Consider the following 22,535-nt stretch of genomic DNA (forward strand, 5'->3'; position numbering starts at 1 on the left):
AACGGCGTGAGCTAACGGGGAACTATAGTTCAATCAACACAGCGGCAGTCGATCGGAGGATCAGCTGCCGCTTTTATTGAAGTAATGGGCAGTTTAGCATAGTTAGTGGTACAATCGCTATAATAGAGATTATTTGAAATAATTGGGGTGAATGAGAATGGATAAGACCAAAGTCATGGTGTACTTCAGTATTTTTGGTGAGGATTTTCCAGTGAATGAAGTTACACAATTACTGGGCATAAATCCAACCAATTCTCATAATAAAAGTGATGTTATTGCTAAAGAGGAAAATGCCAATGTGAATAGTACAAAAGTGCATTACAGAAAAGAGACGGCTTGGAAACTTAGCACAGGCTATCAAGAATCCTATGATGTCAAAGAACAATTGGACCAAATCTTAGAGCGATTGAAATATAAATCAGAGATTATAAACCAGTTAAAATTGAAGTATAAATTGGAATGCCTTTTTTCTATTGTAATAATTATGGAAAATGGATACACACCAGGTTTACATCTTGATAAAGAACAGATTGAATTCGCAAATAGTATAAAAGCTGAGTTTGATATTGATTTGTATGCAAACCCATATGAAAGCAATTTTAACATGTAAATAGCAACATACTGATTAAACCGTTCAGCTAACGAGGAACATTAGTTTAAAACAAAGACCGGCAGCAGATCAGTGATCCGCTGCCGGTCTTTGTTGAAGTAAAGGGCAGTTTACTTCCACATATAAGAGGATATTTGGTTTGTTTTGTTGAACATATAGATTCATGTAAAAATATGGATTTAAGGAGCGAGAAAATGACACAATTTATTAGTCATGTGCAGATTCCAGTAAAGAACCTAGAAGAAACTGTCGAGTGGTATGTTTCATATCTTGATTGTGAGTTTATCGCCAACTTTGGAGATTTTGCATTAATAAGGTTTAGAGAAGATCGAACCAATATCTTTTTATGGCAAACTGCGGATGAAACGACAGCGACATTCTCTGTAAACGGAGAGTCATTTCCTACAATTGGTTTTCAAGTAAACGATATGGATGCACTTTGCAAGAAGATTGTAGATTCTGGAACACGGGTATATGGTGATCCTCTTGCACCGCCTGTCGAAGAAGGTAGACGATTTTTGAAATTCTTTGATTTGAATGGAAATATGCTTGTAGCACACACCGAATAATCCTTTTTTTGCTTGAATTAGAGGGTGTCTCGATATGGTTCTGATGTGGGTCGCTCAACTAACGGGAAACATTAGTTGAGAACATCAAAAAGGCAACTGATCAATCAGGATGATCAGTTGCCTTTTTTGTTTAAGTAAAGGGTAGGATAGTTGAAGACATAAACATAAGGAATATGATACTGTTGAAATATAGGAGCTGGTGGTTATGAATAAAAAAACGGAAGAATTCTTTAGAAGAATGTTGTATTTCTTACCGTCAACTGAGGATGCGTATAAAGAATCAATCGCGACCTACGGTGGGGTGTTAGAAACTATCATAGTTGAGGGCATCTTCATGCCTGAAATAATTAAACTATTAAGTGAGGAAAGAAATATCAATCTGTTAGATAAAATTTTTAAATATTTCGAAGAAGTATCTAATGAAGAAGATGCTCACTTAATGAACCTTTTTTCAGTTACGGTTTTGGAAATACTCGGGAATGACAGAGCGATTCTAGGGACTGCACGAAAATACATGGGTACTAAAACGATACAACTTCAAATTAAAGCTGATAGAGATTTAGGTAGAGAAGTCCCCGACTTCGACTAACACCATTATGACTAATTTTTAGAAGGGCTTTTATTGTACTACCATGAAAGAACGAATTTACTTTCATGCTCTGTGGTGCAAATATCAGATGCATGGAAGGCTAACGGGAAACTTTAGTTCAATCAAAAAAGCTGCAGCGGATCGGAGGATCTACTGCAGCTTTTGTTGAAGTAAAGGGCAGAATACTTGAACGGCTGTCAAGAATTAGCGTTAAAAGGGGGATATCCGATGGATTGGATAGAAATTAAAGACAATAATGATATTAAAAGTCTTTTGAATAAATTTGGTGGATTCCATGATAGTTGTTTAAAGGAATTATACATGTGGACTGAGAGTTATGTTGGTGAAAATTTATCAATGGGTATGTCAGACGAACTTGATACTAATGTACGAATCCTGTTCCAGAGGCAGTATCGTAACCCTTCTGCAATTGAGTTATTATTTGAAGGTGTAACCCAATTTCACATCGTTCCAAGTCCAATAAATTACGATTCAATTATTCTTGATGCAAAACTTCTTTTACATAATGGTTTATTTTATTGGGCGGATAACTATCATTGGAATCCCGAAGATTATACACCTGACACAAATAGCTGGGTTTCTGCCAAAAGTCTTAAATGGCGTGATGCAAGTACTTGGATGGGAAAACAAAATAGATACGGAGTACTAAACGAAGGTTAAAAAAGGATTACGCTAACGGGAGACTTTAGTTAAATTTTGATAACGAATAAATTAAACATCACAAAAAGGGGAGAAAGTAGAAATGTCCTCTTATTTACCAGTTTATAATAAGTTATTCAAATGCTCTGATGTTTACTCAACAAGACCATTTAAGGCAGGAATTGAAGCTGCTTTTGATTATTCATGTGCTTTGTTACGAGGGGATATTAAGCCTTCTGAACCACTAGAGGCTAGACATTTGAGGGGGACGCATACACCCTCACTTGTCATCCATACTGGCTTTTCTTTATTGCTACATGAATCGATTATTGAAACGTTCATTCAACATCAAATAACTGGATGGGAATCATTTTCGGTAACCCTTTATGGAAAAAAAGATGAACTTATTCCCAATTATTCTGGGATTTCCATTACAGGCAGATGCAATCCAGTAGATTATTACCGTAGCGAAATTGTATTAAAGGAACACCCTGGAGTTATCCGTTTTCACCAATGTTTTAAGGGCACATATTTTAAGGATGACGGTTGGGATGGGACGGATTTGTTCATGGATAACGCTGACAAAAGAGGATATACCTTGGATCAGTATGTTTCAGAACGAGTAAAGAACATTTTTGACAACAATAAAATTAAAAATTTGGAATTTACGAATCTGACAGAGACCGAGACTGATGTAATGCACATTCCAAATGAAAGAAGACCAGAACACTTGAGATAATATCTATACAGGGCTAACTTACGGAGAACATTAGATTAAAACAAAGACCGGCAGCAGATCAGTGATCCGCTGCCGGTCTTTGTTGAAGTAAAGGGCAGATTAATTGGATAAGTGTTAAAATAGAAACAAAAATCTGAGATGGTCGGGGGCACTTCAAAGTGATAAAGTTAATCAAATTGATTGATCATGAAATAGTTTACTGGGAAGTCTGGGAAGATGATAAAACCTTACAAGTCCATTATGGAGTTGTTGGAGAAACTGGAGAAACAGAAGAAGTTAAATTGAGAATCTTTGAAAAAGCTGAAAAAGTAATGAAGAAATTAGCTGAAGAAAAGTTGAATGAGGGCTATGAACATCTTGATGAAGAAGAACTGATAGAACTTGTAGTCCAGTACCCTTATGAAGAAAGTCAAATGAAAGAAGCTCTTGATGGTAGACATAATGTGGAAGATTTAATGAATGAATGTTTAGGTTGGACGGGAAATGGTTTTTGTGATGGCGGAGACATTGGGAGTGGTACTACCAATGTCGTCAACTATGTGATTGATGCCAAAAAAGCTTTAAAGACGATTACGATCGAATTATCTAATAACAATTTTTTGGAAAAAGCTAAAATAGCATATTTAGGCAAAGACGAAGAATACGTTTGTCTTTATCCAGAAGGTGCGGATTTTGATCTCCTATTATATAGCTAACGAATCTGGTTCTAAACTACCATGAAAGAACGAATTTACTTTCATGCTCTGTGGTGCAAATATCTAACGGGAAACGATAGTTGAGACTACAAAAATTGCAGAATAGTGCAATCGTTTTTTCAGTTATTTACTGTTTAATAATAAACAACTGTGGGAGGTATAAATATCTTTGAAAACTTTGATTTCAGGCCAGGAGTTGTTAAATGGAACTCTTATAAACTAAGTCCTGAAGATATGACTGATATTAAATGGTTAAGTGAAGATATGTTTATGGTCGAATATCCAAATGGATACTTAGTTGATGTCGGATGGTATGGCAGATTTTCAACTCTTAACGGTGTTTTTATTATATATATTATCAAGAACACAGAATGGAGCAACCCGGTATTCAAAAAAGAATATCGGTCAGTAACAGAATTGTATGAAGGAATGAAGATAGCAATTAATAAAGTAAACCAGTTAATAAAGTAATATTTGCTTGTAAATCGAATTGGATATTCGTACTCCGATGATTTTGGGATTAAACTAATTGGGGACGTTGAATAAAGAAACGGCAGCCAATCGGCTGCCGTTTTTCTTTTGAACCATAGCCAAGTGGAAGTCTTCTAAATTAACTATAGTCATTGGTCCAGCCACTATCTACAATAAAAATATTATTTTATAAGAATAGGATATTTCTTGTTGCACGATCGTGTTATACATATATGGGGTGAATGAATGGAAGAGATTTATAAGCGCAACATCGAAATGATTTATCGTATCTGCTTCATGTATTTCAAAAATCGAACAGACACAGAGGATGCTGTACAATCGATTTTTCTGAAGCTCATGAAGTCCAACGTTTCTTTTAAAGACTTTGAGCATGAGAAAGCATGGTTAATTGTAACAGCCAAAAACCATTGCAAGGATCAGTTGAAGGAATGGTGGAGAAGACGGAAAGTTGATCTTACAAGCTTGCCGGAATCGGTCTGGAGAGATAAAAATGATTACCCAGGCAAAGTGCTTGAACAACTGCTTGCATTGCCCGAAAAATACAAAATTGTTCTATACCTTTATTATTTCGAAGGCTATTCGGTCAGAGAAATATCAAACATGCTTAACAGCAAAGAAAGTACAATTCAAACCCAGCTGGCAAAAGGACGCAAACTCATGAAATTAAGCTTAGGAGGTTATTATGACAACTCATCACATTAATCAGGTTTTCGAAGCCATTGCTCCTGACGAGATTCAGAAAGAGAACATGTGGGCTGCTTTCGAAGACCGGCGCCTTGCGGTATGTAATTCAGATAAAAAAGTGAATGGACGAGCCTCCTATCGTAAAATGGTGATCTCTCTATTTGTTTGTTTTCTCGCACTCTTCATCTCTGCTTCAACTTTTGCTGCAGTATCAGGCGATATCGAAAAGATGTACGACCGTTTTTTTGATGGAAAAGGACAGACGATCACCTTTGCAAATGGCGATTCGCTACACTATATTGTTAATGGGAATAGTACCGAAATAATGGGCGGTAGTGGCGACGGACCTTGGCTTGTCAAGAAATCCTGGGGACGGCTTATCCTAAGCGTCAACGGCGAAAAAATTAATATTACGAATGCACTTAAAGAGAAGGGCTACTTTTATTACAACTATCGAGATAATGCTAATATTCTACATCGTTTGTATATTGTGAAGAATGCCGGTGGAACCAAAGATTATGCGGAGAGGTGGTACTCCCAACTGGAATGGCTACCAGAGCTTGGCATGGCAGGAGGATGGAGAGGACTTAGCGGACCTTTATCAGATGCCATCGTATGGGCTGATATTGACGCAAAGGAAGGAAGGAAAGACCTAGACGCCGGACTTAAAGAGCGCTTGTCGAAATATTGGGAAGAGTATGGTGAATAACCAAAAATAAGTGGAGATCATAACTTGTTCAACTACCGAGGAACGTTAGATGAGAACAACAAAGGCCGCAGCAGATGTGAAGATCTGCTGCGGCTTTTGTTGAAGTAAAGGGTAGAATAGCCCCAATATATGGTACCATATATTGCAGTAATAGATTTAGTACTTTGTTGATGAGAAGCAACATCTTTGGGCACAAAACGTTGCGAAGCGGTTTCCAACCTCGGCTATACTTGATTTCGAGAGGAGGGAATTAAATGGAATGGCTGGAACGAATGAATCTTGCATTAGATTATGTTGAAGAAAACCTAAATGGGGAGATTGAGTTGAGCGAGGTGGCCAGCAGGGCTTGCTGCTCGTCATACCAGTTCCAGCGTATGTTTTCGTTCATCACGGATGTGACACTTGCCGAGTACATTAGACGAAGACGGTTAACTCTAGCCGCGCTGGAGTTACAACACGGCAAGAATGTGAAGGTAATCGATGTCGCACTTAAGTTTGGCTATGAATCTCCGGTCTCGTTCGCGCGGGCTTTTCATGCTTTACATGGCATCACACCAGCCATGGCCCGTCAAGACGGAATAGCGCTTAAAGCATATCCCCGTCTGTCCTTCCTTATCACGATTAAAGGGGCAGAGGCCATGAATTATCGAATTGAGACGAAGGATAGCTTTGAAGTGTTCGGCATTGAAGGGGTATTCCGAACCGACGGGAACGGAGAAGTTCCACAAACGCCAGCCAAGCTATGGGAGCAAAGCATTGCAAATGGGGATGTGAAGAGACTTGAAGCTCATGCTGGCGATTTACCTCCCTTCATCAGCCATGAGTTAAATTTCGTGCATGCAGTATGTAGCTACAGGAAGACAGAACTGGACACGTTCCCGTACATGATTTGTGCCTTCAGGGGCGAAGCTAGTGTTATAGAAGGGTATACCTTGGTTACTATTCCAGCACACACTTGGGCCATCTTCCCATCGGAGCCGCATCCGTGGGATAAGTTTGATGATACGATAGAGACACTTTACCGCCGATTTTATACCGAGTGGCTCCCGACATCCGGATACGAGCAGGTGGATGGGGCAGAATTCGAAATGTACGGCACTAAAGACAACCTCAACTATATAGAGCTCTGGTTCGCGGTTCGTAAAGTGTAATTTAAGGGTCAACCGATAAGGATGGCCAAATACAGCGAAGAAGTAGATTGCGGCCGCAGTCTGCTTGTGTGTTCAGACGGGGAACGTTAGCTCAAGATAGTACGACGGCAGCAAATCCTATGATGAGCTGCCGTTTTCTCAACTAACCCGTAGGATAGATAACGTGGAAAATTATTGAGTTAAATAAAGCTATTGATGATTATCCTGGAGCAGGGGTGAGCTCGGTAAGCAAATCATTGTACAGGAAGCCGATCGTCACATCCATAATTTACGGCAGGCACTAGTGCTTCCAGGGGTCTTCCTGCAGTATTCCGTAGGCTGCGCCAATGCTGCCGCCTTCCAACAGAGAGGTCTTGATTTTTTTCTGTAAGGAAGTATGCTCCGGGAGTCTGTGTATCGGAAGATCCGTTCTTCCATAAACCCATCTGATCGCGCTGTCGTTCGTTACATCCTCACGTATCGAGTCGAACGCCTTCTGAAAGCGGATTATATTTGAGCTTTCCGGCAACATCTTAGCAAGAACAGGGGAAAGCAGCCAGGAATCGCACACCATATCGGACTGTCCGTACTCCGGGTAATATTTTGCAAAAAATACCCTAGCGTCCTCATAAGACTTCCGCAAGCTCTCGCGCCCCATATCCGCATCAGCGGGGATATGTATATTTATTAACTTCTTTTCTTCCTTCTCGATCATTTCATATTCTAGGGCACCGATTCGGAATTCGCGGAGAGAAAGCTGTCTTGGGAACCACCATCCCCATGTAAACGCATAGGTGCCATGCACCTTATAATGTTCTTCAACGAATCTGCTGCAGAACTTCATCGTATCCGTAAAAATGGTCTCACTGATTCCTTTTTTTTCGTATTCCTGATGGGTCTCAACTGCACGCAAAAGCATAAAAGTGAGCATTTTGCTTCCATCAGGATCATCTCCCAACCCCCCTGCTATTTGTTTAACTGCCTCTTCCCAGGCAGATGGATCATTCAGGGCAGCGGAATAGGGCTCTAAGGTCTTCTCATCGAAACTACTTGCAAAGTCAAGTACTATTCTTTTCATTTGATCCGGTAAGCAAATACAATCACACACTTTTTGTAAATTCATATTCATATTCTCCTTAACAGATAATAGCATCGTACTTTCCAGATTTTAACCCTATTCCTTTCTACAATGCTATAGTTTATTCTTCAATATCGGTAACATTGGTTAAGAGTCGATTACGTTTCGTGGTAGCTTAACGTCTGTAGCCGGTCTATATCTGCTCGTTATACTATGGATGAACATTCTGGATGATAATAAATAATTGAACCTCGCGAATAAAATTACAATCGTAAGAATTTGCATGAAATAGGGAGATCACCCTTAACTAGTATGGATTTCTTTACAATTAATATGGTATATTATACCTATTGAGAAAAAGAAAGTAGGTAGATTGTACCCTGTATGAAACTATACACAAAGGCTGAACCATCTGATATGTATAGCGGTTATGGATCGACTGATACTCATGACTATCAAATTTCGATTGAAATTTTCGCTTGGGAATATTATGACGAAGAGTGTGATACAGATCATCCCAACTGGAAGCAGTTCAATGAAGAGTGGGATATAGCTGCAGAGGTGTTTGGTGGCATTCAAGGAGCAATTTGTGAGGTATGGATTGAATATGGTGATCCGGAAATCAAAGAGAATCCCTTTATTCAAGCTGCAATAGCAAAAGCGACTAAATTCATTCAAGAGGATTTAGATCATTATATAAAACTAGAGAGCCTATTATCTCCCCAAGTCGAAGAAGATTCCTAAAGAGAAAACCATGTTAGAATCTTATCATCAAGCGGTGTATTTTTTCATTTGTGTTTTGAACTACCATGAAAAAACGAACTAACGAATGGCTAACGGGAAACGATACTTGAACGGCTGCTACGAAGCAATCATGATTACGTTAACGGACAGTTTAGAGCAACATATCCTAATATAATGGGTAATAATATGTAAATAAATTGCAAGGAAGTGAAGGCTATTCGCTGGAGAAAAGCAATATTTACAATACAGGGAGTCACAATTATTGCTCTAATCGGCGTTATTTTCGTACTCATAAATAAAACTGACAAAGCAAATGAAAACGTGGATAACGCGCTGCGCTACCAACTGAGCATCGTGGCTTCGAGCTTTAGCAAAGACCTGGATGAGGACGATGAAGGTTTTAACCAATGCAAGGAGGCCTTATCCGCCGCTGCGGCATTGGCTCCGTTAACGACCTTCGAATCGCAAAACAATGCAATCGATGGCGTATTATACCAATTTGGCTGGTTGCTTAGCAAACCGTCTAACAAGCAAACGGTCGTTCAGCACGGGTTAGAGTTACGCGAGATATTCATGAAGTTGAACGCAGACCCAGGGGACGTCGATACGACGAAGCGGTTATCCGATTTCTTTTCTTCACTGAAGACGTAAGCTGATAACTGACGTGACGACTATACAATAAACTTACTTTTACAGAACGATATTTTAAAGGTTATTAGTGTTAAGCTTTGTGAAACTAACGAAGAACTTTAGTTGAGTAAATAACCTGAAGAAGCTGCTGGCGCTGGTCGGCAGCTTCATTACGTTAACGGCTAGTTTAACGAAACAAAAGGGAAACTTTTACGTCTAAACTAGTGACTTCTAAATTAATGATTTGGAATACAACTTTAGGAGGGGGAACACTGTTGTATAGAACTTTGTTGATGGTCGTTTTAGCCTTGTTCGTAATTTCTGGATGCTCACTCAAACCTAAAACTGATAATAGTCAAGAATTACGTGAAGTAGCATGGAATAGTCTAACCACCGAGGACCAACAAGAGGTGCCTGATTGGAAAATTGCAAAAGTTGAAGAGTCTAATGGTAGTGACATGCCAGCTCCGAAAGGTGGAGAGAAATATCCGAAAGTAGAACATCTATTTAAAGTATCCTTTGAATCCAAAAGTGATAAAATTGTAGGTCCAATATTAGTTTTTGTTGATGGAGACACGAAAAAGACAGTTAGTTACAGCAAAACAGTCAAATAAGCATCCCCCTATCTTGAACTAACGGGATACTATAGTTCAATCAATAAAGCTGCAGCAGATTAGAGGATCAGCTGCGGCTTTATTGAAGTAAAGGGCAGTTTGCGCAATAACAAGGTGAAAACGTGGTAACCGTCGACCACTTATAGTTCGTACCAGTCGCTTTAAGAACGTCAACGGCTTTTTGCGGGATATAGGCTGCCATCTACCATAATACCCAATCCGTAAATGCCGGATATAAGTGATACTTGTCCACGCATAAGGCAAAGCCGTGACATAGGATACATCAAAATGAATTTATTAAAGAAGGTGTATCGAAATGTCATGTTCATGTAGATCTGGCGGTAAGAAGAGGAAAAAAACAACAGGAAAAGGTTGTAAACGGCGGCGTGTGGTAGAAAGAGATTCTGTAATGTTATCAGGTAAGAACAGAGGGATAATATCTAATTTCTCAATCACAGGAAGCGCTGACCCATGCACGTCATTAATCGCTCAAGGGAAAAGCTTTATTGATGCCCATAACTGTTTAATTAAAAATCGTTTTATTCCTATAAGCTTATCCGACACAACTACAGGGTATGTAAGAATCCGCTACAGTTCGAGCCGGAGATAGTAGTATAATGGTGCAAGATGAGCGATATTTCCATTTATATATCGTTGAAAATAATACAGATTTTTTCTATTCCTAAGTCAATAAAGCTGCAGCAGATCTCCAATCTGCTGCAGCTTTTCCTGAAGTAAAGGGCGGTTTAGCGCAACTTTATTGTTAATTATTGCGTCATGCTAATGGGATTATCTGTAATGCCGATACTGTGAGGTGTGATTATTATTTTAATGGTTTCTAAGGAAAATCAAATTAGAGGAAAAAGAATCGTTATTATTCTCATATTGCTAGTTTACTTGCTAATTTTGTTCAAAGTCGTATTGTTTAAAGTCGCCTCCCCGCTTTATGTTATTGAAAGTATGTTTAATATTAGTTTGAATGATTTCAACCGCAGAATAAATTTAGGCACAAACTTTGTGCCATTTAAAACAATTTCAAATTATTTATTTCATACGACCAATATAAATATTGCTATTAAGAACATAATAGGCAACCTAATCATTTTTGTACCATTTGGATGGTTATTGCCTATGGTTGTACGAAATAAGCAAAGCATTGGTTTAATTATTACTGTTTCTTTTTATTGAGCTTATTTTTTGAACTTATCCAATTGTTCTCTGGGACAGGTAGCTTTGATGTTGATGATTTAATACTAAATATCCTCGGGTCTTTACTTGGAATAGCTATATGGAAAGTTCAAACCAAATACTTTGGTCTAATTTAATATTAAAAATTATAAAAACAGGAAACTGCAATCATTAGAATTAAAAAATTAGTGCTGGGGAGATGTAAGTTTTGGGGAGATTTAAGTATAAAGACATGATTCTTAGTACAGTCACGGTTCTGGCACTGGCAAGCTCTGTTTATCTACATTATTCAAAAGATAAAAGTGAAGAACGGTATGACCTTCTTCAAGATCAAGCAAATAAAACGTTTCAACGTCAATTGGGGCAGGTAAGCGAATGTTTTGGTGTGCAAATAGACGACCCAGCTTACACAAAATGTATCGCTGCTGTTGCTGCTGCAGATTCGACTCCACACCTCACTACCTATGAGCAGGGGCAAGGAGAAACAATCGATTTTCTCTTGAACAAGCTATATATAGAAATGTTGGTACCAGATAATAAGTCCACTATTATTAACCACCAAGAGCAATTATTCAGTCTATTCGGTCGCTTAGCACAAAACCCAGCCGATCCGCAGTTAAAGCAACAACTGGAAGAATTCGTTGAAGGTTTAAAGATTAGTTAGTTATTCGAGCAAAGTGTGAGTGTTAAGATATCAATCGTTTATGGCATGGAGTCTCTAACAGGATGGGAAGATATCCCGCAGTATACAGATGATAACAAGCAGAAATATAGTAGAGATTGAGACCGCCGAAGTGTTTGAGCGAGGAGTTTTGACAGAAGTGAATTATTAGCACTAGCTTAATATAAAGGAGGATAGCAATGCTCGATACAAGTTTGGAATGGTACAGGGTCATTCTTAAACGTAGTGCAGGAACACTGCTTCCGCAGGCTTCATTACCTGAAGGATTTTCTTTCGTAATGTTCCAGGCTGGAGATGAAGAATCATGGGCAGAAATTGAGACATCTGTCTTGGAATTTAATTCTAAGGAAGTGGCTTTGGATTACTTTATTAAGAACCATTTACTTTATATGAGTGAAGTTAAATTAAGAACTTTGTTCATTCAATCTGACAAGGGTGAAAAAATTGCTACTTTTACAGCCTGGTGGAAATATACAGGGATCCGTAGACATCCATTTGTTCAGTGGGTTGCCGTTAAGCCGCAATATCAAGGACTAGGACTTGGTAAAGCGTTAATTGCGCAAGGCGTGAGACATATGATCAATCTAGAAGGCGATCAGATAATGTATGTGCCTACATCAACTTGGGCTTATAAAGCAATAAAACTATATAAATGGGCAGGATTTGAGTTAGAACTTAATGAAGATGAGCCAGGAGGTTATAAGAATCAAACTGTACAGGCATTGGAACTTTTAAGAGACCATACATAAGTCATACATTGTTGAAGTAACGGAAAACGTTCAATATACAGCGGCAGTTTAGGACTTAATATCTGAGTCCAAGGCCACCGCTGTTTCTATTTTTAAGCAGTCTAATCGCGTACCGGACGCTCGTTGAAATCGATGACAGCAGTCATCAGACCGGAGATTTTCTTTGTAAAATAGAAGGAGACCCTTCCGGTTGGATATTGTCCAGCCGGAAGGGTCCAATTTTTCCTTTTACTTAGCCAGATATTCGACGAACCTTTTAAAAATAGTGGCTACTTCGGCACGGGTGGCGGTGGCTTCGGGGTCAAAGAGGTTGTTCGGCTTGCCTGATACAATGCCGATGCCCTGCAGCGCCTGAACGGCCTTGAGCGCCCATGAGCTGATCTCACTCTTGTCCGCGAAGGAGTTAGATTGGCTTTCAGGTATCTCATAGCCCTTGTACTTCATGTAGTTGTACAGTATTACCAGCATCTGCTCGCGCGTCATCGGTGAATTGGGGTCAAACAAGTCTGCTTTTATACCGTTGACTATGCCGCTTTCGGCCGCCCACTCGACTGCCGCCGTATACCATTGCCCGTCCGTCACGTCGCTAAAGCGGGAACTCGTGTAGCCGGAGCGGTTTACGTTCTCAAGATTGGCCAGTACCTGCACGAACATCGCGCGCGTCATTGAGGTGCCCGGTGAGAACGTCGTGGACGTCGTGCCGTTGAAAAGACCGTATGTGTAAGCGAAGTTTACGTAGCTGTAGAACCAGTCGTCCGTGTTGACATCCCTGAAAGGATTGCCCGACATCACGAGGAAGCCCAGCGGGGTGTCGTCAACGAACACAAGCTCCGTACCCTCATGGATGTTCAGCGACATGCCGCCTGGTAGTATCACTTCGGCGCTCTTGCCCGCCGGAATGGTCACTTTATCGTTTGAGTCTATTGTCGTGCCTTCGGGTACCTTAATTTTCGTCCCACCCTTGATCGCGATCTCGCCGCCGCCGGGTAGGGTGGTGTTGCCGTTTTTGTCTGTGACCGCGGGCTTATCCTTAGGTGTATTCACCGTGTAGTTCGACTTCGATCCCGCGTCTGTCCCGGTGCCCGTATTTCCGCTGTTGCCACCAGGAGTTGTTGTCTTCGTCGGCGTAGCCGTTGCACTGACTTCTGCGCCTTCGCCCTTCGCATTTACCGCAACGATCTTGAAGGTGTAGGCTTGGTCGTTTGTCAGGCCCGTGAAGGTATATTTGGTCTCTGCCGCACCCAGTGTGACTAGCATCACGCTGCCGTACCAGACCTTGTAACCCAATATCGCGCTGCCACCGTTGTCAGCCGGAGCAGTCCAGCTTAATGCGACCTGTCCGTCGCCCGCCGTTGCTTTGAAGTTGCCCGGAGCACCGGGCCCGTCCGTTTTTCTCTGCGCGAACATCCAATCAAAGACGTCTGTGTAGTCATTCTTCCAAGCCGGCAAGTTAGGGGACTGCGCCGTTGGAGCTATGCTCCAAGTTCCCATCGTTATCTGGTTGTAAAGAACCGCAGCTTCAACCTCGTGCGCTATATAATCAGGCAGGGCAGGTGTGTTGGCCGGATTCGGCCTTTGACTCGGCTGATCATATTGATTGTAGGGCCATGTAAGAGCCTCATTGCTCTCAAAGCGGGAAGCTCTCGCGTTGGTCATTTTCGGCATATTGGTGTTTATGAAGGTTGCGAGGTTAGTCTGGTATATTCCAACGTTATTCGCATTGATAAACATCCAATAGGCCAGTTTGGCGTGAGCGTCGTTGGTGCTCGCGTTCGGTGATCCGTTTACCGGAGACATAGGTGCTGCGGCCGCGAAGAAGCCGGGATAGTCGTTAACTAAGGTGTTCGTATACAGGCCGCCCCATGAGAAGCCGGCTACGTAAATACGGTTAGGGTCTACTGCGCCGCTGGCAACCAGGTTGTCTATAACCTTCTTAACATTGGCTGTGGAGGGAGTAGATACGCCATTATAGGAAATATTCAGGATATGGCTGGCGTATTTTTTGGGATTTTCCTCCATTTTTTTCATTAAAGCAACCGAGCCATTGGCGGATTTCATGGCCGCTTTGGGGTCTGTTTCAGCGTTTGTGCCGCCGCGTGACCTGCCGTGGGTATAGACATACAGAGGCAATCGTTGCACCACATTACCGTTGCCATCCTTGTGAAGGTAGAGCGCGCGATTGACCGAATCGCCCGTCGGTGTTGTAAACTTGTCAAGGATCGGATTCACAACTTTGTCCTGCTCAAAAACCACGTTGCGAAGCGAACTCCCATCTGTTAGTTGGATCTCGTCGTTCTGGACGATGTTGTAAACTTGCTTTGTCGAGTTACTGTTGCCGTCCAGCGTTATATTGCCGCCGCTCTCCGAATAAAACTCAAACTCAACTACGATGTAACGGCCGCTTGCCAGTCCTTCCTGATAATCCGGTGAATGGCTTACCGTCCCCAGATAGCCGCGTACCTTTGGTTCGTTGTTGGCGTATACCCTTGTGATCTTGCGCGTCCCTTCAAAGGTCACCGAGTCGCCGCTGAGGGTCGTGTTCCTAGCCGAGACGGTAAACAAGCCCGGTTTAAGCGCGGAGCCTAACGCCGCCTTCCCATCGCCTAAGTCAATGATGACGGCCGTCGTGTACTCGCCACGGGCGAAGTTGTCATTCCATACGATAAAGGGAAGCTGCTTCGCGTTCGGATCGTTTTTGAATGTCACGTGAATGGTATGGTCAGCCTCAATATTTGCGAAGGTATAAGTTCCAGCAGTTAGAGTCACGGCCTCGCCGTCTACCGTTACGGTATCCACAATTTTGCCGTGATTGGGGGTAAACGTAAATTGTTTGCTTGAGCCCTTAGCAAGTCTCAGAACATCGCCGGGTGGGTCCGGCGTTATTGTACCGCCCGGTCCCGCCGTGGCGGTGATTGAGAATCTGGTGTCCGCTTCATTGGCTGAAGTGAGCTGCAGGCTGTCTGTAAATGAAGCATCGCTGGAATAACCCGCGTCCGGAACTCCGAAAGAGGAAACGACTTCATAGCGATCACCGCCCTTTTCCGTCGAGTTATTGATATAGACCTCAAAGGTAAGCTTGCCTTCTTCCTGTAAGGTCAAGTTTCCTTTAGGTATTCTCATCTCCACGATATATCCTGTATCCGTGATCTGGGTCCACGCAGCTCTGCCAGGAGCGGACTGTCCTGAAAACACGCCCGTCGCGCTGACACGCCATTGGTTTGAGCCTCCGGATCCTTTGCCGACGTAAAACTCCAGGCTGTCGTACTGGTAATCTCCGCCGGCTCCCTGATATAGATTGCTGTCCTTCACAACTACGCGGGCATACAGGTAGTCGTGGTCCCAAAGGATTCTGGCTGTGCCCGTGGCATGGGGTCTGGGGTCGTCGGGTACAGTGCTTTTGTTGATGGGATGTTCCATTGTCAAGGTCCACAGTGGGTCGTTTGACCCGAGTTCGGGAGTTCCGAAAATGGCGGTCGGCGTATCATTCGCCTGCAAGGTTGTAAGAGTTGTAGAACTGAGGTCGCCATCACGTGCTTCTGCGTACTCGATGTTGCCAGAGGCGGCGGCAAAGCTGACAGTCATTAGTGACGCCACCATTACCAAGCAACAGAGGAACGCGAGCATTCTGCCAAATCGTTTTGACATCAATGAAAATCCTCCTTATTTTTCGATCCGGTGCGCCCACGGCTTACCCGCATCGTATTGGGACACATTGTCAATTTGACAAACGCCCAACTATATCATGTGGTATATTTTCCAGGTTTTCAACCTGTCAAAATATAGAATCTTTGGAAGCGCTTGCTCCGAGAAATCTTTAATAATAATCATGATTCAGTTCAAATAGATGCTGATGGTAAAGTGGCTTATTTATCTCAGATTCAAGGCAAAATGCTACGATTTCGTTGTTCCATAAATCCTTGATAACACACACATAAATAGATCCGCTCATCGCTAAAGAGTGATATTTGAGAAAGTGTTGATTGATATTTTCGTGATGACTCAGCAAGAGACTGTTTGATTCCTTCAAGCCTACTCGCTGAGCACTAATAAGCAAGCATACAGTCTTCCATTGCAACAGTAGCTTTCTCAGACAGAGTAAAGATGGTAACTAATTTCTCATGTGCCGCTTGATACCGCTGCTCATTTATTTGCATTTGTGGTGTGGTTATAAGGATTAAATTCAATAAGCTCCAATTTATTACTTACTAATTGTGAGGCGATCGATGTCTCCATTTCGGAGATATTACCAGAAAGTTTGTTGTGAACAATACTTTGCTCTCGCTGAGGTTGTAGCATTTTCTGAGCATCAATAAGTTCAGTAAGCGTTGTTTATATACAGCAGCAAATAAGGTGAGCTGATATCGATTGGCCAGTTCATTTGCCTTTCCAGAAAGAACCTCAAGAGAGAGTTTCTGACCTTTTAATGTCTTTATTGACCTAAAGGAATTGGACATAGATAATTGAGACAGCTATTTATAATGGAAAGAGGAGTGCATCTTATGTTCGCAACTTTGAATGGAACCCGCATTTATTTCGATGTAGAAGGCTCTGGTTATGTACCAAATGGGAGCAAAATGGAGGCTCGTCCGGTACTCTTTGCCGTTCATGGCGGACCGGGCAGCGACCACTCTGATTTCAAGCCTTGGTTGACACCGCTGGCGGATCAAATGCAGATTGTCTATCTGGATCTGCGTTGTAACGGCCAATCGGAAAGAGTTGATCCGGCTACTTGCACGCTGGAGCAGCTTGCTGATGATATTGAAGCACTGCGTCAGTATTTGGGATTTGACCGTATTCATCTGCTGGGTCATTCGTTCGGGGGCATGGTTGCTCAAGTCTTCGCAACACGTTATCCGAACTCACTGGAGAAGCTTCTTCTTATCTGCACGGCTCCAAGCCGGGAGTTCTATCCTGCTGCACTTGCATATGCAAGCAATGTCGCAACGGAAGAGCAGCTGCGGGTGATCCCTGAATTATTCGAGGGCCGGATCCGAGACGATGCACATTTGATCGCCTGGTGGGACGTCTGCTATCCGCTGTACTTCCATGTTCAGGACCTGGAGCTTATGATGGAGACTGGCAATCGTCCAATTGGTTCCCTGGAGGCAGCCAACTATACCTTTAAGCATTTTATTCCTCAATATGATGTCCGGCCAAAGCTTCCTGCGCTGCAAGTGCCCGTCTTAATCGTTGGCGCACGCTATGATTGGATTACACCTGTATCACAATCAGAGGAAATGCACCGCTTGCTTCCTCAATCGGAGCTGGTCTTGTTCGAAAATAGCGGGCATATGCCGTTTATCGAGGAGCATGAGGCCTTTATTCAGAAAGTATCAGGCTTTATTGCCAAAGAGCGTGTCGGCCTATGATCTCTATAGAAGAATGGCGGGCTTACCGCCATCAGTCAGTAAGCGGATTTCAAGGGGATTTGAGTCTGGTCCTGCTTCAAGAGATCACGGTACCAACGATCCTTGACGGCATACCGGGGATTTGGGCTCCATGTACATCCGGGCCAGGCCTTCTATTGACTGCAGAGAAGTCTGAAGGCATTACTGTCGACGGTCATTTGGTCGATGGAACGGTTGCGCTTGCGACGGATACTACGGTTGTCCGTTTCTCGGACAAGCTTAGTGCTATGGCGACCAGCCAGCCAGGCTCGGATCATCTGCTGGCTGTATGGGATGCGGAGGCAAAGCCACTGCAAAGCTATGACTCGATCTCCGCTTATCCATATGACCCGGAGTGGGTCATTGAAGGGGAGTTTATTCAAGGCGAGCAGGGCAGAACGGTGTCCTTTGCTCATTTGTCGGATCAAGAGGGCAGCCTGAGGCAGCATCAATCGCCGGGAGATATCCAGGTCACGATAGGAGGAACATTCTATCAGTTAACGCCTTTTGCATCCGGCGAATCGCTCATTATTGTCTTTGGCGATCAGACGAACGGCCGCGAAACCTATGGATTGGGACGAATGGTTCTTGTAGCGGTCCAAGCGGATGGCTCGGTTATTCTGGACTTCAACCGGACATTCCTGCCTTCCTGTGCTTTCTCGCATCATTTCAATTGTCCGTTCCCTCCCCGCAACAATCGATTGCCGTTTGAGCTTAAGGCAGGGGAAAAATTGGTTGTAAATTATTAATTCATATAATAAAAGTAAAAAACAGGGGGCTAATCCCCTGTTTTTTTATGTCGTACAACATTGTTTTTCGACAAATTTCTATCTCTATTGACAAAATACTAAAAACATTCGATACTCAAATTAAGCCAATGAGATTAATAGGAATAACACTAGGGGAGTGTAATTATGTTATTAAAAAAAGGCATTAAGATGTCGTATGCTTTATTGCTTGCAGCCGTTTTAATCGTAGTATCTGCATGCAGCAACAACAGCAACAGCGGCAAAAATGCGGAAACTAGTACGGAAAACAGCAAGAAAGTCGTTAATATCGGAGTTACCTATGCGCCAAGCGGCATAAATCCATTAGCTCCAGTCGGCCTTGTATCTACCTATGTTGCAGGTCTTATGTTCCCGCCGCTCGTAGAGATCGACTCTGATTTGTCGTACAAGCCGATGCTGGCTGATTCCATTGATACAACTGACAATAAAGTGTTCACAGTGAAATTAAATAGCAACGCCAAATGGACAGACGGAACTCCTGTGACGGCTGACGATGTTATTTTCACCCTTCAATTGATGACCAACCCTGCGGTTGCCTCTAACTATGCTTATATGTTCGCGATTATCGAGGGCCTCGATGACGCTGGATACTTGCCGGAAGGCAAGACGGATATCTCCGGCGTGAAGAAGATCGACGAGCATACTCTCACCATTACAACGAAAGCTCCAACAACCCTTAATATTTTTAAAGATACAATCGGCAGAAACGTGATGACATTGCCGCAGTCGGCACTGAAAGATATACCTGCTGCTGATATTAACAAAAGCGATTTCATGCAGAAGCCTACAGTAACGAGCGGTCCGTTCAAGCTTACAAGCATCGATCGTGATCATTATGTCACGATGGAAGCGAACAAGGATTATTTCAAAGGCGCTCCGAAGCTTGAGCAATTGAACTTCAAGGTGCTTCAAGGCGCGGCTATCTCTACACAACTCCAAAGCGGCGAGATCGACATGAATATCCCGTCGGCCGGCGTTATCCCGATCAATGATTATGAGAAGGTCAAAGGCCTGGACAGTGTAACTACAGTAGACGGGCCGCCAATTGCTACTCAATTTATGTACATTAATGAAAAAGTCGTACCTGATGCGAAGCAAAGACAAGCGATTTCTTATGCTATGAACCGTACGCAAATCGTGGAGAAGCTGCTTAAAGGTGCTGGCGAAGTTGTAGATGGATATTTCACAAGCTACAGTCCTTATCGGGATGAGAACGCAAAGCCTGTTGAATACGATCCGGAGAAAGCAAAGAGCCTCCTGAGCGAGTCTGGCTGGAAGTCGGGTAAGACGCTTACCATGTCCGTTCTATCCGGTGATGCAACGCTTGAGCAGGCAGCTAATATTATTGCCGAGAACCTGGGTGCGGTAGGCGTTCCTGTCAAAATCCAGATGATGGACCTTGCAACGCTGATCGACAAGCTTGTGAAGATGGATTACGACTTAGGCATCCTCACGGTATCCCTGACGCCAATTAATCCATTGCCGGACCTTGCTTACTTCCTGAATGAAGGCAATCCAAGCGGCTACAAGAATGCCGAAGCAGAGCAAGTATTAGCTTCCTTGGGTGCGGAAACCGATGAAGCGAAGATTAAAGAGGGTTATGCCAAGCTGCAGCAGATCGTTGCACAGGACGTACCGATGCCTTCTATTTATGCAACGAAAGCACTGGGCGCTGTGAACAAACGAGTAACCGGTGCTACACCAAAAGACTTCGGCATGTTCATTAATGTTAACGAGTGGGATGTGCAATAAATCCGAACTGTGTGAGCCATTCCGTCGGATGAGAAGGGAGTAACAATGGAACACATTCTGAACGTCAATCATTTACGGACGGTATTCGAGACGGATCGAGGACAAGTCATTAGCGTTGACGACGTAAGCTTCCAACTGAAGGCTGGAGAAGTGCTTGCTATTGTAGGGGAATCCGGCTGCGGCAAAAGTGTGACGGCTCTCTCCGTCATGCAGCTCCTGGGCAAGAACAGCCGCATTGATGACGGAGACATCGTACTGGACGGCACGAGCCTGCTGGCGCTGAATGAAAAACAAATGCAGGCGATTCGGGGCAATCAGATCTCTATGATTTTCCAAGAGCCGATGACTTCCTTGAACCCGGTTTTTACGATCGGTTACCAGATGATGGAAGCGATACAGCTTCATCTCAATCAAGATAAGAAGCAAGCTTATGAGAGTGCGGTCGAGATGCTGAGGAAGGTGGGCTTGCCTCGCCCTGAGCGGATTATGAAGGATTATCCCTTTGCCCTATCGGGCGGGATGAGACAACGTGTCATGATCGCCATGGCGCTTGCCTGCAAGCCTAAAGTGCTTATTGCGGACGAGCCAACGACTGCTCTGGACGTTACCGTTCAGGCACAGATCCTTCGGCTTATGAAAGAGCTCTGCGCCGAGGTAGGTACGGCTATTATTCTAATTACTCATGATCTTGGTGTTGTAGCAGAAATCGCCGACCGCGTACTCGTTATGTACGCAGGGCAAGTGGTAGAGGATACGGACGTATTTACCCTCTTTGACAGCCCGGGACATCCTTATACGCAAGGCTTGTTAAAGTCCATTCTCCATTTGGATGCCGACGACACCGCAAGGCTCGCAGCCATTCCAGGGACTGTGCCAACCATGTACCAATCACTAGCGGGCTGCCGGTTCCACAATCGCTGCTCTATAGCTACGGAACATTGCTTCAGTCAGCCGCCTGCTCTGAATGCCGTGCAGCCGGGGCATCTGACCCGATGCTGGGAAGCAGCTAAGCATCATATTCAGGAGGAAGCTCATGAATAAACAAGAATCTACTAGCGGCTCTCTTTCTCCGCTGCTTGTCTTGGATCAGCTGAAGAAGCATTATCCGGTACGCAAAGGACTTTTTAATCGAACAGCAGATCATGTAAAAGCCGTAGATGGCGTTAATCTAAGCATCATGCCAGGGGAAACCTTGGGTTTAGTCGGAGAATCAGGCTGCGGCAAATCAACGATTGGCCGATCTATTGTTGGACTGGAGACACCAACGGAGGGACGGATTTTATTCGAAGGGACGGATATCTCTATTCTTTCTTCCAAAGAGATGACCGGATTTCGGTCGAAGATGCAGATTGTCTTTCAAGATCCGTATTCTTCGTTGAACCCTCGGATGTCCATCGGTGATCTGCTCGCAGAGCCGTTATTGGTGCACGGTATCGTGCCTAGAAGTGAGGTTGCATCGGAGGTTGAACGGCTGTTGGATATCGTTGGACTGCCTAAGACGAGCAAGGTCCGTTACCCGCATGAATTCTCGGGCGGACAGCGTCAGCGTGTGGGTATTGCCAGAGCACTGTCATTAAAACCCAAGCTGATCGTATGCGATGAGCCTGTATCCGCACTTGATGTTTCGATCCAAGCTCAGGTGATGAATCTGCTGAAAGATCTGCAGCAGGAATTTAACTTAACCTATTTGTTTATTGCCCATGGGCTGGGTGCTGTCAAATATATGAGTGATCGGATTGCGGTCATGTATTTAGGGAAAATCGTGGAGATTGGAACGGCCAAAGAACTGTTCCGCAATCCCAAGCATCCGTATACGAAGGCACTGCTTGCTGCCTTTCCCATCGCGAATCCGCGGCTCAGACAGCAATCGCGGAACGTGCTTCAGGATGATGTGCCGCATTCGTCCCCTCAATCGAAGGGCTGCCGCTTCCAATCACGCTGTCCATTAGCTGAGGCGAAATGCCGTGAACTGGAGCCCGATCTGATCGGGGATAACGATCATGCATCGGCTTGTTTTATCTCCAATTGATGAAGATCCGAGGTGCT

At 43.4% G+C, this 22,535-nt stretch carries 23 protein-coding genes and 1 pseudogene; 22 read left to right on the forward strand and 2 right to left on the reverse strand.

The features are described 5' to 3' along the window. Positions 1-157 precede the first annotated feature (157 nt). From WFK81_RS25770 to WFK81_RS25815, 10 genes are all read left to right on the forward strand, one after another. Positions 158-610: a DUF4279 domain-containing protein gene (locus WFK81_RS25770; protein ID WP_336789622.1), complete on the forward strand. Its 453-nt coding sequence runs from the start codon at positions 158-160 to the stop codon at positions 608-610. Positions 611-804: 194 nt separating this feature from the next. Beyond that, positions 805-1,179, forward strand: coding sequence for a VOC family protein (locus WFK81_RS25775; protein WP_336789624.1), 375 nt, complete (start codon positions 805-807; stop codon positions 1,177-1,179). Between the two features lie 205 nt (positions 1,180-1,384). Beyond that, positions 1,385-1,768, forward strand: a complete 384-nt coding sequence (locus WFK81_RS25780) for a DUF7674 family protein (RefSeq protein ID WP_336789626.1) — start codon at positions 1,385-1,387, stop codon at positions 1,766-1,768. 228 nt (positions 1,769-1,996) lie between these two features. Beyond that, the gene (locus tag WFK81_RS25785; RefSeq protein WP_336789627.1) at positions 1,997-2,449 is read left to right on the forward strand and encodes a hypothetical protein; all 453 of its coding nucleotides are present in this window, start codon (positions 1,997-1,999) and stop codon (positions 2,447-2,449) included. Between the two features lie 82 nt (positions 2,450-2,531). Next, complete coding sequence (locus WFK81_RS25790; RefSeq protein WP_336789628.1) at positions 2,532-3,167, forward strand: hypothetical protein; 636 nt, start codon at positions 2,532-2,534, stop codon at positions 3,165-3,167. 158 nt (positions 3,168-3,325) lie between these two features. Further along, positions 3,326-3,862, forward strand: a complete 537-nt coding sequence (locus WFK81_RS25795; protein WP_336789629.1) for a WGR domain-containing protein — start codon at positions 3,326-3,328, stop codon at positions 3,860-3,862. A 150-nt stretch (positions 3,863-4,012) separates the two neighbouring features. Next, entirely contained in the window at positions 4,013-4,333 is a 321-nt protein-coding gene (locus WFK81_RS25800; RefSeq protein ID WP_336789630.1) for a hypothetical protein, read from the forward strand. Between the two features lie 246 nt (positions 4,334-4,579). Further along, positions 4,580-5,056: an RNA polymerase sigma factor gene (locus WFK81_RS25805; RefSeq protein ID WP_336789632.1), complete on the forward strand. Its 477-nt coding sequence runs from the start codon at positions 4,580-4,582 to the stop codon at positions 5,054-5,056. Then, positions 5,037-5,747, forward strand: a complete 711-nt coding sequence (locus tag WFK81_RS25810) for a hypothetical protein (protein ID WP_336789634.1) — start codon at positions 5,037-5,039, stop codon at positions 5,745-5,747. Before WFK81_RS25805 ends, WFK81_RS25810 begins: the two co-directional genes overlap by 20 nt. Before the next feature lie 254 nt (positions 5,748-6,001). Continuing rightward, entirely contained in the window at positions 6,002-6,898 is an 897-nt protein-coding gene (locus WFK81_RS25815) for an AraC family transcriptional regulator (protein WP_336789636.1), read from the forward strand. Between the two features lie 280 nt (positions 6,899-7,178). Here WFK81_RS25815 and WFK81_RS25820 read toward each other — a convergent pair whose 3' ends face one another. Then, positions 7,179-8,030 carry an acyltransferase domain-containing protein gene (locus WFK81_RS25820; protein ID WP_336789638.1) on the reverse strand — a complete coding sequence of 284 codons (852 nt, stop codon included), beginning with the start codon at positions 8,028-8,030 and terminating at the stop codon, positions 7,179-7,181. A 309-nt stretch (positions 8,031-8,339) separates the two neighbouring features. Here WFK81_RS25820 and WFK81_RS25825 point away from each other — a divergent pair, with 309 nt between their 5' ends. The 7 genes and pseudogenes from WFK81_RS25825 to WFK81_RS25845 all read left to right on the forward strand — a co-directional run bounded on the left by WFK81_RS25825 (position 8,340) and on the right by WFK81_RS25845 (position 12,562). Continuing rightward, the gene (locus WFK81_RS25825) at positions 8,340-8,699 is read left to right on the forward strand and encodes a hypothetical protein (RefSeq protein WP_336789640.1); all 360 of its coding nucleotides are present in this window, start codon (positions 8,340-8,342) and stop codon (positions 8,697-8,699) included. A 321-nt stretch (positions 8,700-9,020) separates the two neighbouring features. Next, positions 9,021-9,350 (forward strand): hypothetical protein, encoded by a 330-nt coding sequence (locus WFK81_RS25830; protein WP_336789642.1) that lies wholly within the window; start codon positions 9,021-9,023, stop codon positions 9,348-9,350. A gap of 203 nt (positions 9,351-9,553) precedes the next feature. Then, positions 9,554-9,943 (forward strand): hypothetical protein, encoded by a 390-nt coding sequence (locus WFK81_RS25835; RefSeq protein WP_336789644.1) that lies wholly within the window; start codon positions 9,554-9,556, stop codon positions 9,941-9,943. Between the two features lie 831 nt (positions 9,944-10,774). Further along, positions 10,775-11,131, forward strand: a complete 357-nt coding sequence (locus WFK81_RS31025; protein ID WP_442956101.1) for a VanZ family protein — start codon at positions 10,775-10,777, stop codon at positions 11,129-11,131. After that, positions 11,125-11,268 (forward strand): annotated as a pseudogene (locus WFK81_RS31030) (VanZ family protein); the annotation flags it as partial. The gene WFK81_RS31025 and the pseudogene WFK81_RS31030, both read left to right, overlap by 7 nt. Before the next feature lie 71 nt (positions 11,269-11,339). Then, a complete protein-coding gene (locus WFK81_RS25840) occupies positions 11,340-11,795 on the forward strand; it encodes a hypothetical protein (protein WP_336789646.1) in 456 nt (151 codons plus the stop codon). A gap of 197 nt (positions 11,796-11,992) precedes the next feature. Next, on the forward strand, positions 11,993-12,562 hold the full coding sequence (locus WFK81_RS25845; RefSeq protein WP_336789648.1) for a GNAT family N-acetyltransferase: 570 nt from the start codon (positions 11,993-11,995) through the stop codon (positions 12,560-12,562). Between the two features lie 228 nt (positions 12,563-12,790). Here the strand turns inward: WFK81_RS25845 and WFK81_RS25850 are convergent, their stop codons facing one another. Then, positions 12,791-16,207: an S-layer homology domain-containing protein gene (locus WFK81_RS25850; protein WP_336789650.1), complete on the reverse strand. Its 3,417-nt coding sequence runs from the start codon at positions 16,205-16,207 to the stop codon at positions 12,791-12,793. A gap of 854 nt (positions 16,208-17,061) precedes the next feature. Here WFK81_RS25850 and WFK81_RS25855 point away from each other — a divergent pair. From WFK81_RS25855 to WFK81_RS25875, 5 genes are all read left to right on the forward strand, one after another. After that, entirely contained in the window at positions 17,062-17,931 is an 870-nt protein-coding gene (locus tag WFK81_RS25855; RefSeq protein WP_336789652.1) for an alpha/beta fold hydrolase, read from the forward strand. After that, entirely contained in the window at positions 17,928-18,698 is a 771-nt protein-coding gene (locus WFK81_RS25860) for a DUF1684 domain-containing protein (protein ID WP_336789654.1), read from the forward strand. Before WFK81_RS25855 ends, WFK81_RS25860 begins: the two co-directional genes overlap by 4 nt. Before the next feature lie 165 nt (positions 18,699-18,863). Continuing rightward, positions 18,864-20,489, forward strand: a complete 1,626-nt coding sequence (locus WFK81_RS25865) for an ABC transporter substrate-binding protein (RefSeq protein WP_336789656.1) — start codon at positions 18,864-18,866, stop codon at positions 20,487-20,489. 45 nt (positions 20,490-20,534) lie between these two features. Beyond that, positions 20,535-21,530, forward strand: coding sequence for an ABC transporter ATP-binding protein (locus tag WFK81_RS25870; protein ID WP_336789658.1), 996 nt, complete (start codon positions 20,535-20,537; stop codon positions 21,528-21,530). Further along, on the forward strand, positions 21,523-22,518 hold the full coding sequence (locus WFK81_RS25875) for an ABC transporter ATP-binding protein (RefSeq protein ID WP_336789660.1): 996 nt from the start codon (positions 21,523-21,525) through the stop codon (positions 22,516-22,518). Before WFK81_RS25870 ends, WFK81_RS25875 begins: the two co-directional genes overlap by 8 nt. Positions 22,519-22,535 lie beyond the last annotated feature (17 nt).

The organism is Paenibacillus sp. MMO-177 (assembly GCF_037147795.1).
Classification (GTDB): domain Bacteria; phylum Bacillota; class Bacilli; order Paenibacillales; family Paenibacillaceae; genus Pristimantibacillus.

What these genes read in the sequence shown, in the direction of transcription:
- WFK81_RS25870 (WP_336789658.1), top strand. Translation starts at nt 20,535, where the DNA reads ATGGAACACATTCTGAACGTCAATCATTTACGGACGGTATTCGAGACG.
- WFK81_RS25810 (WP_336789634.1), top strand. Translation starts at nt 5,037, where the DNA reads ATGACAACTCATCACATTAATCAGGTTTTCGAAGCCATTGCTCCTGAC.
- WFK81_RS25845 (WP_336789648.1), top strand. Translation starts at nt 11,993, where the DNA reads ATGCTCGATACAAGTTTGGAATGGTACAGGGTCATTCTTAAACGTAGT.
- WFK81_RS25805 (WP_336789632.1), top strand. Translation starts at nt 4,580, where the DNA reads ATGGAAGAGATTTATAAGCGCAACATCGAAATGATTTATCGTATCTGC.
- WFK81_RS25850 (WP_336789650.1), bottom strand. Translation starts at nt 16,207, where the DNA reads ATGTCAAAACGATTTGGCAGAATGCTCGCGTTCCTCTGTTGCTTGGTA.
- WFK81_RS25825 (WP_336789640.1), top strand. Translation starts at nt 8,340, where the DNA reads ATGAAACTATACACAAAGGCTGAACCATCTGATATGTATAGCGGTTAT.
- WFK81_RS25815 (WP_336789636.1), top strand. Translation starts at nt 6,002, where the DNA reads ATGGAATGGCTGGAACGAATGAATCTTGCATTAGATTATGTTGAAGAA.
- WFK81_RS25780 (WP_336789626.1), top strand. Translation starts at nt 1,385, where the DNA reads ATGAATAAAAAAACGGAAGAATTCTTTAGAAGAATGTTGTATTTCTTA.
- WFK81_RS25775 (WP_336789624.1), top strand. Translation starts at nt 805, where the DNA reads ATGACACAATTTATTAGTCATGTGCAGATTCCAGTAAAGAACCTAGAA.
- WFK81_RS25855 (WP_336789652.1), top strand. Translation starts at nt 17,062, where the DNA reads ATGTTCGCAACTTTGAATGGAACCCGCATTTATTTCGATGTAGAAGGC.
- WFK81_RS25820 (WP_336789638.1), bottom strand. Translation starts at nt 8,030, where the DNA reads ATGCTATTATCTGTTAAGGAGAATATGAATATGAATTTACAAAAAGTG.
- WFK81_RS25860 (WP_336789654.1), top strand. Translation starts at nt 17,928, where the DNA reads ATGATCTCTATAGAAGAATGGCGGGCTTACCGCCATCAGTCAGTAAGC.
- WFK81_RS25785 (WP_336789627.1), top strand. Translation starts at nt 1,997, where the DNA reads ATGGATTGGATAGAAATTAAAGACAATAATGATATTAAAAGTCTTTTG.
- WFK81_RS31025 (WP_442956101.1), top strand. Translation starts at nt 10,775, where the DNA reads ATGGTTTCTAAGGAAAATCAAATTAGAGGAAAAAGAATCGTTATTATT.
- WFK81_RS25790 (WP_336789628.1), top strand. Translation starts at nt 2,532, where the DNA reads ATGTCCTCTTATTTACCAGTTTATAATAAGTTATTCAAATGCTCTGAT.
- WFK81_RS25875 (WP_336789660.1), top strand. Translation starts at nt 21,523, where the DNA reads ATGAATAAACAAGAATCTACTAGCGGCTCTCTTTCTCCGCTGCTTGTC.
- WFK81_RS25865 (WP_336789656.1), top strand. Translation starts at nt 18,864, where the DNA reads ATGTTATTAAAAAAAGGCATTAAGATGTCGTATGCTTTATTGCTTGCA.
- WFK81_RS25770 (WP_336789622.1), top strand. Translation starts at nt 158, where the DNA reads ATGGATAAGACCAAAGTCATGGTGTACTTCAGTATTTTTGGTGAGGAT.